The sequence below is a fragment of the Opitutaceae bacterium genome, assembly GCA_041395105.1.
GTDB lineage: Bacteria > Verrucomicrobiota > Verrucomicrobiia > Opitutales > Opitutaceae > B12-G4.
In genome coordinates this window covers 1,625,527-1,641,499 of sequence record JAWLBB010000001.1, presented here as the reverse complement: position 1 = coordinate 1,641,499, position 15,973 = coordinate 1,625,527, and the positions used below count along the sequence as shown (strand labels likewise).

General features: G+C 60.4%; 6 protein-coding genes. 3 read left to right on the top strand and 3 right to left on the bottom strand.

The features are described from left to right. Positions 1-13 precede the first annotated feature (13 nt). Positions 14-7,420, top strand: coding sequence for a S8 family serine peptidase (locus tag R3F07_06450; protein ID MEZ5276000.1), 7,407 nt, complete (start codon positions 14-16; stop codon positions 7,418-7,420). A 708-nt stretch (positions 7,421-8,128) separates the two neighbouring features. Here the strand turns inward: R3F07_06450 and aspS are convergent. Both aspS and gpmI read right to left on the bottom strand, forming a co-directional pair. Further along, positions 8,129-9,934, bottom strand: a complete 1,806-nt coding sequence (aspS, locus tag R3F07_06445) for an aspartate--tRNA ligase (protein ID MEZ5275999.1) — start codon at positions 9,932-9,934, stop codon at positions 8,129-8,131. A 207-nt stretch (positions 9,935-10,141) separates the two neighbouring features. Further along, positions 10,142-11,722 (bottom strand): 2,3-bisphosphoglycerate-independent phosphoglycerate mutase, encoded by a 1,581-nt coding sequence (gene gpmI / locus R3F07_06440; GenBank protein ID MEZ5275998.1) that lies wholly within the window; start codon positions 11,720-11,722, stop codon positions 10,142-10,144. Positions 11,723-11,913: 191 nt separating this feature from the next. Here gpmI and ileS point away from each other — a divergent pair, with 191 nt between their 5' ends. Further along, complete coding sequence (ileS, locus tag R3F07_06435; GenBank protein ID MEZ5275997.1) at positions 11,914-14,697, top strand: isoleucine--tRNA ligase; 2,784 nt, start codon at positions 11,914-11,916, stop codon at positions 14,695-14,697. 37 nt (positions 14,698-14,734) lie between these two features. Here the strand turns inward: ileS and R3F07_06430 are convergent, their stop codons facing one another. After that, positions 14,735-15,214, bottom strand: coding sequence for a hypothetical protein (locus R3F07_06430; GenBank protein MEZ5275996.1), 480 nt, complete (start codon positions 15,212-15,214; stop codon positions 14,735-14,737). On the opposite strand from R3F07_06430, the gene R3F07_06425 reads away from it, so the two are divergent. Further along, on the top strand, positions 15,213-15,944 hold the full coding sequence (locus R3F07_06425; GenBank protein MEZ5275995.1) for a TraR/DksA C4-type zinc finger protein: 732 nt from the start codon (positions 15,213-15,215) through the stop codon (positions 15,942-15,944). The two genes, R3F07_06430 and R3F07_06425, sit on opposite strands and share 2 nt — an antisense overlap. The last annotated feature ends 29 nt before the right edge of the window (positions 15,945-15,973 follow it).

Sequence of the window (15,973 nt, the reverse complement as noted above, 5' to 3'; positions counted from 1 at the left end):
GCTGACGGGATCCATGCTTGAAAGGAGGATCCGAGCGGGACTCTACGCGGCCCGGGTCAACCACCCGCGAGACATCGATGCTCTACCCAATCTGATCAACCTCACGAAAGTCCTCGACGAACCCGAGGTCCTGTACGCGGAGCCGGACTACCTGCGGTTTGCCTCGGAGATCTTGCCCGACGATCCGCGGATTGCAGAGCAATGGGCCCTCGGGTCGGGACCGGGAGGCGTCCGGGCATTCGAAGCCTGGGAGACGCGAGCGACTGCCCCGAACGTGATCGTAGCAGTCATCGATTCCGGGATGGACCGCACACACAACGACCTGCGGGCCAATCTCTGGATAAACGCAGACGAAATCGAGAACAATGGTCTCGACGACGACGGAAACGGATACATCGACGATAAACACGGCATTGGAACGCTCGATGAACCTGATCCATTGAGAGACGACGCCGGTCATGGCACGGCCGTGGCCGGGGTGATCGGAGCGCGTGGTAACAACGGATTGGGAATCTCCGGTGTCGCCTGGGAGGTCCAGTTGATGCCGCTCAAGTTTCTGGGCGGCGATGGCAGCGGCCTTTCTTCCGACCAGATCGAGTGCATTGACTACGCGATTGAGAACGGTGCCTCGATCATCAATGCCAGCTATGGAGGGGCCGGACATAGCCTGGCAGTCCTGGAAGCTCTCGAAAGGGTGCAGGCAGCCGACATCCTTTTTGTAGCTGCGGCGGGCAACAACTCCGTCAACATAGATCTGGAGCCAATATATCCGGCCGCCTACGGCCTCGATTGCATTCTGACGATCGCCTCTCTGGATCCGGATGGGAAACTGTCGGACTTTTCCAACTACGGGATCGGCACGGTGGACCTGGCGGCCCCTGGAAAGGACATACTCTCGACCGCGAGGACCGGTGAAAACTACCAAGTGGTGAGCGGGACTTCGTTTGCCGCACCCATGGTCTCGGGAGCCGCCGCCCTGCTTCGCGCGGCCTTCCCAGATGACTCGGCATCAGTCCTCACCAGTCGACTGGTAACCGAACGCGATTCGAAAAGCGACCTGGAGAAATGGGTTCGCGGGGGAGCCACGCTCAACCTCATCACCGTCCTTGAAGGGTCGGAACAGGCGCCTCCCAACGACGCGTTTCAATACGCAACCACGATTGATCCAGAGAACGCGAAGCGGACTTTCAGCCTGCGCAATACGAGCCTCGAACCAGGCGAACCCAATCCTCCAGGAGCTACCCTATCGCGCTCGGTCTGGTTCTGGCGACCGCGTGGAGACAACGACCTGCTCACAATCGAAGCGAATTCTCCCTCGGGCACAATTGGCCTCGCCCTATACGAGGGTGACGAACTGCAGAGACTTACGAAGCTGGAATCCGCCTATTCAGCTTTTCCCGGCCAAACCGTGCGCATCACACGGTCCATGGAGATCTGGCAGAGTCCCTACATCGCGGTCTACGGATCGGATGACGCGGATGCTCTGGTGGAGCTTCGCCTTGTTCGCCGCCCGGCCAATGACGACCTGTCTGCCGCCTTCAAAGCCGCCGATGCGTCATTCTGGAGGATCGGATCCAACGAAGGCGCAACCCATGAAAAGGGAGAACCCGTCCACCACGGTGTGGGGACCGGGCATTCGGTTTGGTGGGAATGGATAGCTCCCCGAAGCGGACCCTACTACCTTGATACCGTCGGGAGCGGAACCGACACCGTGCTCGCTGTTTACACCGGTAGCGACCCGGGCAACCTTACCCAGATCGTTGCAAACGACAACGACTCGGGCCAAACCTCAAGCGAAGTCAGCTTCCAGGCAACCGCCGGCACGGCCTACAAGATCGCGATCGACACGGCTCGAGGCAATCCAGGTCCGTTTCACCTGACCGGTCGCTATGCCGATCCACCTGCAATCACACGACAACCCAAGGACATTCAAGTCACCGCAGGCGAGCACTATGACCTTTCCGTGATTGTGTCCGGCATGCAGCCGATCGACTACCAATGGTATCACAACGGCGAACCGGTAGTCGGGCTGAGCTCGAACATCATCGGCAATTCATCCGCACGTGAGTCCGACGCCGGGATCTGGAAGGTGACCGCTTCGAACGCGTCGGGATCCGTGACCAGTCGCGAAGCCGAGGTCGTCGTCCTGGGAGCCTGGCCGCAGTTCACGCGGCACCCGCAGGATACCCGGGTCGCAATCGGAGATCGACTGGTCCTGTCCGTTGCCATCAGCGGTGAGGGAGCTCTCTCCTACCAATGGTACGCCAACCTGGAGCCATTGGACGGAGAGAATGGACCGACCCTGATTATCCAGAATGCACAGGCGGTCGACAGCGGAGCCTATCACGTCGTAGCCACAAATCCCCACGGATCCGCGACAAGCCGGACCGCGCACGTCCAAGTGACAGCAGAGAGACCGGAAGCATGGATCCCGGTGGCGTCGGGACCCAAGACTCTTGGGACGGTCATTTTCGACGACATGGACGGAGAACTCGTTGCGCTGGACGACGAGGGTCTTTTCCACGTCTGGCAAGGTGGCGACGCATGGGAGACCAGGTCGGTCGGCATGAAGGTGCCGCTCGTGTCAACCGCAGGAGGAACCGGTCGCTACGTGATCAGTTCCCGATCAGGTATCTTGTTCGAATCGACCGACGGCTTTTCGTGGACGGAGCACGAAACACCCAACACCCTGTTCTCCCAGATTGCACATGGTGCGGGCGTATTCGTGGCCGTTGCACAGACCGGTTCGATCCACGTTTCCGCGACTGCCGGCAGTTGGACGGAGAGCAGAGCCAGTTCGAAGACGCCCAGTTCAGTCGCGGTCACGTTTTTTGCAGACCGGTTCATTGCGGCGATGACCCTCCTTGACGGCATGGAGGGAGAAGTAGTCGCCTTTACATCCGAAGACGGTGTTGAATGGGAAGAGCAATCTCTCGTGTCACGGGGAGGCATGTTCATCGAGACATCGCTGCAGTTCTTCGAAACGGAGACCGGCCTTGTCCTCATCCCCACCCTCCCCGTTGCCCTACGCACCCTGAACGGAACCGACTGGGCACTTGTGGACAAGGACAAGTGGACTCCGACTATTGCCTATGGCGCCAGCAAGTATCTGGCAATTTACGACAACACCCTTGAGACAAGCGCCGACCTGGTAAACTGGAAGTCCCTCGGACCAAATCCGTTTCCGTGGTTCCGCGCAGCCACGCATCGGGCGGGCAATTGGTTCGTGAATCGGTCCGACGGCTCGATTCAGAGGATCGAGTCCTTGGATCCCTTTACCTATCCGAGCCTGAATCCCATCACTTTTCTGGACACTCTGGACTACCTTGAGTTCATCGACAATGAGTTCGTGGCCATCGGAGGAACTCAACTTCACAGCGCCTACATGTCCGGGAACGGACTCGGTTGGCACCAAGCCAACATCGGCCGCGGAACGACGCTGTCGTTCGGCAATCGGTTGTTTGTCACGGAATTCAACATTGCACGACACCCGGATCTACTGCTGAGATTCCCGCTTGAGGGGCACAGTGTGACGGGAGGAGAGCCATTGATGGCTTTTGGTCACGGGCGCCATGTTCGCCTCGAATCCGGTTCTGTCCAGACAACCGAGACGGGTCAGACATGGACCCGTATCGATCTACCCGTTTCCAGGAACTGGACGCGTTTCATGTATGCTGCGGAACGATTCGTCGCGGTGTCCGATACCGGTGATGTGCTGGTCGGTGTGTCGCCCGATGACTGGTCCGTGAATGCCAGCGGTCACTCCGGCCCCCTGACCGGCATCTGCCATGGACAAAGTCGTTTCATGGTGACCACCGAATCCGGAGCGCTGTTGGAATCAACCGACGCGGTATCGTGGACTCCAATCGATACCGAACACGACTGCCAGCTTTTTGACATAGCATTTGGCGATGGGCGATTTGTGGCGGTCGGAGAGCGATGCGCGATGGTTTCGGTTGATCGGGCAAACTGGTCACGCATTGATCCCGGTGGGCCTGATCGCACTCTGACCGAGGTGGCATTTGGATCCGGCGTGTTCCTGGCCGGCGACACGAACGGACGTCTGTACCGTTTGACCCCCAAGTCCACTCATTCTCCCGAGATCAGCTACAAAAGGACCAGCCTGTTGAGCCTGATCCATCCATACGATCCCGTGGAATACAGTGTCGAAGGCTTCGACCCGGGTGGAGAAGCCGTTTCCGTCGACGTCGAACTGGACGGCGTAGATGTTTCGATTCACCCAATCGAAGAAGGTGCGTACTCGTTCTCCCTGCGCTCGGAAAAACCAGGAAACAGGCAAGCTGTCATTCGGGCGATCAATCAAAGTGGTCTGCAGGCGTCGAGTGCATTTGTGTTCGAAGTTCAGGCACCACAGCCCGACGCTCTCTGGGACCCCGACGTGCGATTTGGTCCGGCTGCGTTCTTCAAAGGGTTTGAATACCGCGGGCAACCCGACGGCTCAATAGTGCGTCGGAGGCCTTCCGAGGCCTGGCAACGCATGCGTACCCCTTCGGCGGGTACAATGATATCGGACGTTGTCGCCGGCGGAGACCTCTTAGCTGCCCGGAACTATTCAGGAGCGGTCTACTTCTGTCACAACGGCATTGATTGGGAGGAGGCGACAACAGAGTTCTATGAGATCCGGGCTACGGGGCGTTCAATACTGGGCAAGGGCAAGGACGGCTACGTCTATGCAACTGACGATGGCGTAACCTGGAATCGAGCCGCTCCTGCTTTGAGTTCAGCCATCCAGGTGATCGATTTCAGATCGTGGAACCTTCTTCTGACCGACAGATTGTACGTGTCCGAGGATGGGCTGGATTTCGCTCCTCACTCGGATTCACGCTTCTCCGACCTGCTTGCCATGGCAGAGGTAGGCGACCGGATCTGCCTGTTCTCCAGGAGCGGGTACTGCTACGTATCGTCCGACCTGACCGCGTGGACTGCCAATCCTCTTCCGGTGACGCCCCAGGTCGAAGGTCCTCCAGGCACGTTCACCTATCTGGAATGGCAGGAAGTTCGCCACAGCGGTGATCGTGCTTTCCTCTGGGCCGACTGGGGCCAAACCCATGGTTCCCGGAGGTATGAATCTGTCGACGGCGTGACTTGGACAGAGGTCAAGCCAGACCTCTCGCCGAAAGCGATCGAACTGGATGAATCTGTGACCTACCTTCTGGAAAAAGAGCTTATCCTAATCTCGGACGGACCCGGAAGATGGTCGTTCGCTCCCCTTGCCCGACCCGAGGTTCTTCAATGGATGGAAACAGGGCCACGAGAGGACTTTGGAACATACGTCGATATCCCCGGCACACATAACCTGTTGCGAATCTATAGAGACCCGGTTTCGGCCGAGATACTGGGAACGACCAGCACCGCCACGGCCGCAATGGCCTGGAACGCAGATACTTTGGTCGCGTTGTCCAATGACGTGGTTCAGACGGGCACCACCAATCGATCGATTGTGAATACCCAACCGGCGGAATGGCGAAGCCGGGAAGTTGGTATTGGGTTCGCGGTCCGAGCCATGGCTGCCTCGCCCACCCGGTTCGTTGCAGTTGGAGACGCTCATCAATATGCCACCTCGATCAACGGAATGGATTGGGTGACAGGCACAGTAGTGGAATACCAACCCGGTCTCCCAGCCAGCCACCCCTTCTCTCGTGAGCTATCCTGGGTGTATTATCTTGAAGAGGCACGATTGTTCGTGGCTGGATCAAGCTCGCTTCGAGCAATCGGGACGTTCACATCAGCAGATGGCATCAACTGGACACACCATCCCAATGCGCCGAACGAACGGCCGGCCGTTTGCGATGGGAACCGGATCATAATGGCCGGCTCGAGCCAGGCATGGCTGACAGACGATGGAATGACCTGGCGCGAGATCGACAGGACACATCCGGAGCGATTGATCGGACAAGGAAACTCGGGCCGTTTCTTCTCCTACTCCGACCAGAATGGCGTCCTCATCGTAAGCCACAACGGCGAGACATGGACCCCGGCCATGCGGACGGACACGGGCGGGGCCTTCGCAGGAAAAGTGGTGGCTACCGATCTCAATCCCATGGCCGTCCTGTCCGGCGATGCCTGGACCACAGAGGACCTCGGTCTCACCTGGAGCCGAATTGACCTGGACGTTCCGTTCGGAATGGAGGAAGCCGCTCAGAGGCACTACGTCCGGGGGCGCTGGTTCCGCGACCTCGGTTTTGCGCGCGGCGAGGACATCGCCATTACCCGATTCGAAGTAGAGAACGAGACACTCGGTCCAGGCGACAGGCTTCAGGTCAAGTTCGATCTCACCAACAACTCACCCTATACTCTGAATCAGGATGCCGCAGTCGACTTCCTGCTCGCCCGCGAACCCGTCTGGCGAGGGGACGCTCCACGATTTGAGGCGATCACCACTATCGATCTTTCTGCAGTGCCCCCTGGTTCGACTGCAACGATCTCGGTTTCCGGCATCCTGCCGGGGTCCATTCAGCCGGGACCATTCTACATCGGCATCCAAATCGACGCACTTGAAGAGATCCATGAGGTCTGCGAGTCCAACAACTATGCGTTCACCCGGGACACACCACTGAGGCTGGTCGCCTGGGCCCTGGATCTCAAGGTTGAGGGCAATGGGGCGATCCGGACCAGCGAGCCAGGTCCACGATATCGGGACGGAACCTCTATACTCCTCACCGCCGTGCCGGATCCGGGCAACACGTTCGTTGGTTGGGTGGAGGAATCAACCGGCGGCAGTGACACGATCACCGTAGCCATGGACCGCGACCGTTCGGTCACGGCCCGGTTTGAACGCGGATATCGATTGAGCACCTACCGCCGCGGGAGCGGATCGATCTCGCTCTCGCCCGACAAGGGTATTTTTCGACCCGGCGAAACTGTCACGATCACGGCACACCCGGCAGAGGGCTGGGCGTTCGTTGGTTGGACGGGTGACCACGATGGTACCGATTCCGAAATCGAAGAGACCATGGACCTGGATCGGAGCCTAACTGCCGTCTTCCACCAGACGTTCAATCTCTACCGGGAATTGGTCTTCTCTCCCGATGAACAGCTTGACCCAGCGATATCCGGCCCTGACGCCGACATGGACGGAGACGGGGCTTCAAACCTGGCTGAGTTTCTTCTGCTTGGAGACCCGACGGACCCCGGAACTGCTGGGTCCATAATAGCGGCCTCCGATCGCGACTACGTCCGGATAGCCTACCTACGACGCCGTCACGTCAGCGACTACTCGGTCCGTGCTCTGGCATCCGTCGACCTCATCAACTGGAGTACCACGGGAATCGAGGAAACGCTGACTCCCAACGCCAGCGGGCATTGGGAGATCGTGGAGGCACGCATACCCCGCATCGATAACACGGCCATCTTTCTGTGCCTTTTTGCAGAACCAACCCAACCCTCGGTATCCGAGTAGAGGGGACCAGGATGGTATGGAAACCCATCATCAAGACAACGCAAGTTCGGCTACTGACAGTGGCTCTTTGATCGGCAGACTGGTCTCGTTACGACCCTGCCCATCTCCATATCCGCCTGCTGGGCGAGTTCAGCCTGAATCCTAAAGGGACCCTGCTGACGTCCGTCCATACGCAGTGTCTTCAGGAGGTTCGAACCGGAGAGATCGGTAACAGATCGGTAACCCTTCGATTAGGGCGTTATGCCCTGGAAGAAAGTCAAACCGATGGACGAGAAACTGGAGTTCGTGACTCTGGCTCGGACGAGTCGCTTCACGCTGAGCGAGTTGTGCCGAGGGCTGAATCGGGTCAGTCCAAGTTTCCTTGATTTTGGATTACTCACAAGACGTCCTGCGGCAAGGAAGCGAAGAGAAGCGAAACGGATTTTAGGCCACACAGAATCAAGGAAACTTGGACCCGTGACCGACCGACCCCCGTAACCGACCCGGCTCAGCGGGAGGGCGCCGTCGAACTGTCCCGGTTAATCCGGACCGTTTGTAACGTATTATGTTACAAATCAAACCAACCGTAGTTCACTACGGTTGGTTTTCAAGGAAGACGGTGGGACGTGACTGCCGGACGCGCCGTCGACCTGTCCGGGGCCATTGCGACGATGCCGGGAAGCGCAACTGAGACGCCAGATGCATTCCCGAGAAGCGTATCCGTCCAGGCTATGGTTTGTTTTCGGTCGTCTTCTCGCTCAGGGTCGCGATGTGGAGATCGCGCAACTGGCGGTCGGTCACCGGGGTCGGGCTCTGGGACATGAGGCACTGGCCCTTCTGGGTCTTGGGGAAGGCGATGACATCGCGGATGCTGGTCACTCCGCTCAGGATGGAAACCAGGCGATCCAGCCCGAGGGCAATCCCGCCATGCGGGGGCGCCCCGTAGCGGAAGGCCCGCAGCATATAGCCGAAGCGCTCCTCGACCAGGGCCGGGGGGATCTTCAGGACATCTTCGAAAACCTTCTTCTGCAGATCCGGCTGGTGGATACGGATGCTGCCGCCGCCGAGTTCGACGCCATTCAGGACAAGGTCGTAATGCTGGCCGCGGACCGCCTTGGGGTCGCTGTCCAGCTTCGCGATATCCTCGGGCACGGGAGAGGTGAAGGGGTGGTGGGTGGCGACAAAGCGGTTCTGGTCGTCGTCAAACGACATCAGCGGGAAATCGACCACCCAGAGAAAATCGTAGCGATCGGCCGGGATCTCCAGCTTGCCCCGCTTCTTCAGAAACTCCGCACACTCCAGCCGGATGCGTCCGAGAATGCCGCAGGCCTTTTCCCAGGGCGCCGCCGCGAAGAAGATGATGTCCCCTTCCCCGATTTCCAGACGCCGGGTCAGTTCCGCCTTCTCCTCATCGGTGAAGAATTTGACGATGGGTGATTTCCACTCGCCGCCCTCCACCTTGATGAAGGCCAGACCCTTCGCCCCCATCGCCTTGGCTGCTTCGGTCAGGCTGTTGAGTTCGCCCTGGGTGACATCGGCCAGGCCCTCACCCTTCATCGCCTTGACCACGCCGCCGGCGGCAATGGTCGACTCAAAGACCTTGAACCCCGAGTGACGGAAGGTCTCGGTGAAATCCTCGAGTTCCATCCCGAAGCGGGTGTCCGGCTTGTCCACCCCGAAACGGTTCATGGCGTCGGCAAAGGTCATCCGCGGGAAAGTCTTCGGGATCTCCACTCCGAGCACATCCTTCCAGATCTTTTGGCACAGACCCTCCATCAGGGCGTACATGCCCTCGCGGTCGATAAAGGAGACTTCGATGTCCAACTGGGTGAATTCCGGCTGGCGGTCGGCCCGCAGGTCCTCGTCGCGGAAGCAACGGGCGATCTGGTAGTAGCGCTCGACTCCGGCCACCATGAGAATCTGCTTGAACTGCTGGGGGGACTGGACGAGGGCGTAGAACTGACCGGGATTGGTCCGGCTGGGCACGAGGAATTCACGCGCGCCTTCCGGGGTGCTCTTGAAGAGCAGCGGGGTCTCGACCTCGGTGAAGTCGTTGTCATCGAAGTAATCCCGGATCGTCCGGTTGGCTTTGTGTCGGAGTCGGAGCATCCGGCGCATCTTGGGACGCCGCAGATCGAGGTAACGGTAGGCAAGACGGGTCTCTTCGTTCACCCGGTCACCCGCTTCGTCGTCAATCGGGAACGGAGGCGTGTCGGACAGATTGAAAATCTCCAGCGCAGTGGCCTCCACTTCGACATCACCGGTGTCAAGGTTCGGGTTCAGGGTGTCGGCCGGTCGGGCGATGACCTGGCCACGAACGGCGACCACCGATTCCGTCTTGAGATGGGCCACCTGGTCGGCCAGGGCCGAATTGACATGCGGATCCACCATGATCTGGGTGACGCCCTCGCGGTCACGCAGGTCCATGAAGATGATGCCGCCGTGGTCGCGGACAGTGTCGACCCAACCGGTCAAGGTGGCCTGGGAGCCGATATCGCTGCTCCTGAGCTGAGCGCAATGGTGCGTGGATTTCATGGTCTCTTTGGGAAAAGCCGACAACTACGAATCAACCCCATGGAAAGGGCAAACTCGAAATGGGAAACGGGGCGGAGTCTTTCAACAATCGGCAGGAGAGGCTTTACGCCTCGATCAACCCCGGCTGCGCTTCGAATCGAGGCGTAAAGCCTCTCCTACCGACGAGAAACGGGAAGGTTCTAGCTGATGCCAACGCCCTTCCCCCTCTCAATGCACGATCAGGCTCTCGCCGGTCATCTCGACCGGCTGGGGAAGTTCCATCAGGTCGAGGATGGTGGGCGCGAGATCGGCGAGGCGACCCGAGGGGCGGAGCTCCAGCCCCTGGCAACCGTCTCCGACCAGGAAGACATTGACCAGGTTGAGGGTATGGGACGTGTGGGGACCACCGGTCTCCGGATCCTTCATCTGCTCCGCGTTGCCGTGATCCGCGGTGACCACGGCCGCCCCGCCCATCTGCTGAATCGCCTCCAGGAGAACACCGACCGATCGGTCCACCACTTCGACCGCCTTGGTCACGGCCGGGATATTCCCCGTATGCCCAACCATGTCGGGGTTGGCGAAATTGACCACGATCAAGCCGTATTTGCCCGAAAGGATCGCCTTCTTCGCGGTATCCATCACCCCTTCGGCCGACATTTCCGGCTTCAGGTCATAGGTGGAGACCTTGGGACTGGGCACGACGCCGCGGTCCTCCAGTGGAAAGGGTTCTTCGCGGTAGTCGTTGAAGAAAAAGGTGACGTGCGGGTACTTCTCCGTCTCGGCGCAGCGGAACTGGGCAATGCCCAGGTCGGAAAGGTACATCCCGAGGATATTCTTCATCTTGGGTGGTTTGCGCAGGATGACCTCGACCGGCAGACCCGTCTGATACTCCGTCATGGTCGCGTAGAGCAGGTCGAGCTTGGGGCCACGGTCAAACCCGTCAAAATCGTCGATCACAAACGCCTTGGTCAGCTCGCGGGGGCGGTCGCCCCGGAAATTGAAGAAGACCACACTGTCACCGTCCATGACCCGGCCGAGGGGCTGGCCGGCACCGTCAACCACCCAGGTGGGGAGGATGAACTCATCGCCCGACCTGGAGGAGTCGATCGGATGATCGTAGTAGTCCTGGACCGCCGCGGAGGCCGAGGGCGCCGTCTTCTCCGTCCTGCGCCCGGTCAGGCAATCATAAGCCTTGGCCACCCGGTCCCAGCGGTTGTCGCGATCCATGCTCCAGAAGCGTCCGCAGACGGTGACGACCCGGCCGGCCCCGATCTCGAGGCACTTTTTCTCCAACTCGGAAATATAGCCGAGGCCGCTTGTCGGGCTGGTGTCGCGGCCATCGGTGAAGGCATGGACAAAGACCCGGTCCCCCACCCCCTCGGCGGCACAGAGCGAGAGCAGTGCATAGAGGTGCTCCAGCATGGCGTGGACCCCGGCATCGGAGACCAGGCCGAAGAAATGCAGGTTCCCTTTCCCATCGCGGACCCGGTTGACGACCTTCTGCCAGGTCTCATTCTCCGTGATCGTGCCTTCGGTGAAGGCCTTGGTGATCCGGACGATCTCCTGGTCGACGATCCGCCCGGCCCCGATGTTCTGGTGCCCGACCTCGCTGTTGCCCATGACGCCCACCGGCACGCCGACATCCAAGCCCGAGGCCGCGATCCGGGTGAACGGCCAATCCCGCTGGAGAGCGTCGTCAACCGGAGTCGAAGCCAGCACGGTGGCATTGAAGGCGTCCTGGGCGGGGTCGGGATTGTATCCCCAGCCGTCGCGGATGATGATAAGAACAGGCTTGGCGGGCTTTTTCATGAGCAACGACATTGGGACCACGATCGGCCTGCGAAATCAAGGACGCAGTTGCTCGTCCGCCTGGTGGCAGCATGAGACAGGGTGGCTCATGTTCGATCGATCGAAACGGGCCCGGGCCGCCCCTTCGTCTTCCCTTGACACCCGGTCCCCGGGGGCCACTATTGCGCGCTTTTCAATTGACCGGCCAGGTCATGGCACAGGACTACAAAGACACTCTCAACCTGCCGCGGACCGACTTCCCCATGCGGGCGAATCTGACGGCTCGCGAGCCGAAAAGGTTGGCGCATTGGGAATCGATCGACGTCTACCATCGCGCCCTCGAAAAGAACCGGGACGGTCCTTCCTTCGTGCTGCACGACGGCCCGCCGTTCACCAACGGGCATGTCCACATTGGAACCGCGCTGAACAAGATCCTCAAGGACACGATCGTTCGCTTCCACCTGGCCCGCGGCCACCACGCACCCTATATCCCCGGATGGGATTGCCACGGACTGCCCATCGAGGCCAAAGTGACCCGGGAACTACAGGAAAAGGGTCAGATGCTGGAGACCCCCGAACTCCGGGAGGCATGCGCGGCCTTCTCCCGGTCCTACATGGAGACGATGCGTCCGCAGTTTGCCCGACTGGGGGTCCTGGCCGACTGGGCTGCCGAGTACCGGACCATGGATCCGGCCTACGAGGCGACCGTTCTGCGCACCTTCGCCGCTTTCGTTGAGCAGGGTCTCGTCTACCGGAGCAAGAAACCGGTCTACTGGTCGATCCCCTGCGAAACGGCTCTGGCCGAAGCGGAGATTGAGTACAAGGATCACCTCAGCCCGTCCATCTGGGTCCGCTTTGGTGTGACCGATCCCTCAAAACTCGGGATCGACGGAAAACTCAGTGCCGTCATCTGGACGACGACCCCGTGGACCCTGCCCGCCAACCTGGCCATCGCCGTCCACCCCGCCCTCGATTACTCGGTCCTGCGCCATGGAGACGAACACTTCCTCGTAGCTTCGGCCCTGGCCGAACGTTTCGCGACCGAGACCGGACTGGGGAATCTCTCCGAGGTCAGGACAATCCGTGGTGCCGAGCTTGAGCACCTGGAAACCCGCCACCCCTTCATCGACCGGGCCAGCCCGATCGTCCTGGCCGAATATGTCACGACCGAAGCCGGCACCGGCTGCGTCCACACGGCTCCCGGACACGGCCTGGAGGACTATCAGACCGGCCTCGCCTACGGTCTTGATATCTACTGCCCGCTCGACGACAAGGGTGCCTACGTGGACGACGGCCGGATCCCGGCCGACCTCGTCGGACTTTCCGTTCTGGAAAACGATGGCTGGTCCGACGCGAACAAAGCGGTTCTGCGCAAACTCGAAGCGACCGGCTCCCTGGTCAAACTGAGCAAACTCAAGCACAGCTACCCGCACTGCTGGCGTTCCAAGACCCCGGTTGTCTTCCGGGCCATGGATCAGTGGTTCATCTCCGTCGATCACGACGGCCTGCGGCAACGGGCGCTCAAGGCGCTCGGTGAAGTCGAGTGGATTCCCGCCTGGGGCGAGAACCGCATCCGCGGTGCCGTTGAGTCCAAGCCCGACTGGTGCATCAGTCGGCAACGCCAATGGGGCGTGCCCATCCCCGCCTTCTTCGATGACGACGGGAATGCCCTGCTGGATGCCGGGGTCATCCGCGGCATCGCCGACAAAGTCGAACAGGCGGGTGTCAATCTCTGGTTCCGTGAATCACCGGAAGAGTTGCTCAGCGGGATTGAACTCCCCGGCGACTGGAAATCCCGTCCCCTGCACAAGGGGACCGACACGCTCGACGTCTGGATCGAATCCGGCAGCAGCCATCTCGCCGTGCTCAAGAGTCGGGGTCTGCCCTGGCCGGCCGACCTCTACCTCGAAGGCAGCGATCAGCACCGCGGGTGGTTCCAATCGTCGCTCTGGACCGGGATGGTCGTGGCCGGTCACCCCCCCTACCGCAAGATTCTGACCCACGGGTTCGTGGTCGGTCAGGACGGACGCAAGATCAGCAAGAGCGACGGAAAGCCCCAGACCGCCGACACCTTCATCAACAAATACGGGGCGGATGTCATCCGTCTCTGGGTCGCCTCGACCGATTTCCGCAACGACATTCCGGTCTCCGAGGAGATTCTCGGCCATATCGGGGAAACCTATAGGCTCTTCCGCAACACCCTGCGGTTCCAGGTCTCGAACCTCTTCGACTTCGAGCTGGAACGCCACGCGGTCGAGCCGGCCGCCCTCGATCCGATCGACCAATGGGCGTTGGCCAAGACGGACGAACTCCTTGCTCAGGCCACCGATGCCTTCGGGAAGATCGAGCTCCACCGCGTCTACCAGCTCTGCAACCAATTCTGCTCGGTCACCCTCTCGTCACTTTATCACGACATCCTGAAGGACCGGCTCTATACCCTGGCACCGGACGACCCCCTGCGGCGTTCCTCCCAGACCGCCATCCACCGGATCTTCACCACCCTGATCCGTGTCCTCGCCCCGATCCTGCCCTTCACCTGCGACGAAGCCTGGTCCTATCACCGGCAGAAACAGGAATACGGCAACGACGCGCTCATCCTCCACGGATGGCCGGACGCCCAGAACGACAGGACCCGGACGACGACCATGATCGAAATCGACGAGATCCTCCAGTTCCGTGGCCGGATCTACGAGAAGCTTGAGCAGTTGCGCCAGGCCGGCTCGATCGGGAAGTCCCTGGAGGCTGCCGTCACCATTCGCGCGGACACATCGTCACCACTCTCCGGCCTTCTCACCAAGTACCGCGAAAGCCTGCCGGAGATCTTCATCGTCTCCCAGGTCCACCTCGTGGCCAAGGATGGAGGCGAACCGGAGATTTCCACCTGCCCGGCTGAGGGCGATCGTTGTCCGCGCTGCTGGCGAACCCTCGAGCCCATCGACCCGGCTTCCTCCGATCCCCTCTGCCCGCGTTGCGCGGCTGCGACAGAACATCCCTGACCCAACCCTTTCTTAGCGGCTGTCTCAAGACGGCCTCTTAACCCCCACTATCCATGGCCAAAGAATCCTCAAAAAAGAAACCCGCCAAGAGCACAAAGAAGACCGCCAATCCCTCGGGGAAGACACCTGCCAGGAAGGCTCCCGCCAGAACGCCGGCAAAAAAGAAGGCGAAAGCCGCCAAGCCCTCGGCCAAGAAAGCGGTTGCCAAACCGCAGGCCAAGAAAACGGCCGCAAAACCCGCAGCCAAAAAGACCCCTGACACTTCCGCCTCCCGTTCAAAAAAGGCGGTCGTACCCGCCCGGAAAGCGTCCACCAAGACCACCCGACCCGCCGTCAAGAAAACAAATGAGACGCCGGCTCGCTCTCCGATCAAGAAGAAGGCTCCCGAAGCCGTTACCACAAGCACTCCAACTGCTGCTTTGAAAAAATCCACGACACCTGCCACCAAGAAAAAGCCCGTCGCCAAAGCGGCCGCCGATTCTGCGCCCGCGACGATCGAAAAGGCTCCCCGGCCCATGCCGACCCGGAAGAAGACCTCCCGGATCAAGCATGCCCGCCGCGCGGCCTTCACCCTCGAGGAGGTCCTCGAGATCGCCAAGACCAATGAAATGCGGGCGGAGAAGACCGCCAAGGCCGCGAAGGAGGTTGATGAAGCGGCCGCCGCAAAGAAGGCGGCCGATCTCGAGTCAATCAAGCAGGAGCAACGGATCCTCGGCGCCGCATCACTCGCCGACATCCTCGGCTACAACCCGAAGGGCGGCAAGACCCCGCTGGAAGACGAGGAAGAGAAGATTCCCAAGAAACACCTCCGCTACTACCGGATCCTCGTCGACCTGCGCAACCACCTGAAATCCGACATCCACCTTCATTCGGAAGATACCCTCAAACGTTCGAGCAAGGAGGATTCCGGCGACCTCTCCGGCTACAGCCAGCATATCGCCGATGCCGGAACCGACACCTTTGACCGGGATTTTGCCCTCAGCCTCGTCTCGAGCGAACAGGAAGCCCTCCACGAAATCGAGGAAGCAATCAAACGGATCAAGCTCGGCACCTACGGAAACTGTGAATTGACCGGCAAGCCGATCGCCAAGGAACGACTCCTCGCCGTTCCTTTCGCCCGGTATTCGGTCGAGAGTCAGGCCCAGGTCGAGAAGACGCGCCGCCGCAGTGTGCAGAGAGGCGGGATCTTCGGGGATGCCGCCGATGCCGACGCCAGCGGCTTCATCCAGGAAGACTCCGACGATTGAATCGACGGGAGCACGGCGCAGGGCGGCGG

Coding starts and splice junctions, on each gene's coding strand:
- R3F07_06450 (MEZ5276000.1), top strand. CDS start 14: ATGCTTGAAAGGAGGATCCGAGCGGGACTCTACGCGGCCCGGGTCAAC.
- aspS (MEZ5275999.1), bottom strand. CDS start 9,934: ATGAAATCCACGCACCATTGCGCTCAGCTCAGGAGCAGCGATATCGGC.
- gpmI (MEZ5275998.1), bottom strand. CDS start 11,722: ATGAAAAAGCCCGCCAAGCCTGTTCTTATCATCATCCGCGACGGCTGG.
- ileS (MEZ5275997.1), top strand. CDS start 11,914: ATGGCACAGGACTACAAAGACACTCTCAACCTGCCGCGGACCGACTTC.
- R3F07_06425 (MEZ5275995.1), top strand. CDS start 15,213: ATGCCGACCCGGAAGAAGACCTCCCGGATCAAGCATGCCCGCCGCGCG.
- R3F07_06430 (MEZ5275996.1), bottom strand. CDS start 15,214: ATGGGCCGGGGAGCCTTTTCGATCGTCGCGGGCGCAGAATCGGCGGCC.